We start from the raw sequence: 241 nt of genomic DNA on the forward strand, positions 1-241 counted from the left end.
TTGGGGACCTTGCAATCCTTGCACACCTTGAGGACCGGTTGGACCTATCTCTCCTTGTACCCCTTGTATTCCTGTTGGGCCTTGAGGACCGGTCGGACCTTGGATCCCTTGTGCTCCTTGCATCCCTTGTGGGCCTTGTTCCCCTTGAATTCCTTGGGGACCGGTTGGACCTTGGATTCCTTGCGGGCCTTGGATTCCCTGTGGTCCTTGATCTCCTGTCGCACCAGTTACTCCTTGTATC

1 pseudogene is annotated in these 241 nt (G+C 55.6%); it reads right to left on the reverse strand.

What is annotated here, in order from left to right:
* Nucleotides 1–241, reverse strand: a pseudogene (locus MR160_RS34495) (collagen-like protein); the annotation flags it as partial.

Source organism: Bacillus cereus group sp. BfR-BA-01382 (assembly GCF_022663475.1).
GTDB lineage: Bacteria > Bacillota > Bacilli > Bacillales > Bacillaceae_G > Bacillus_A > Bacillus_A thuringiensis_S.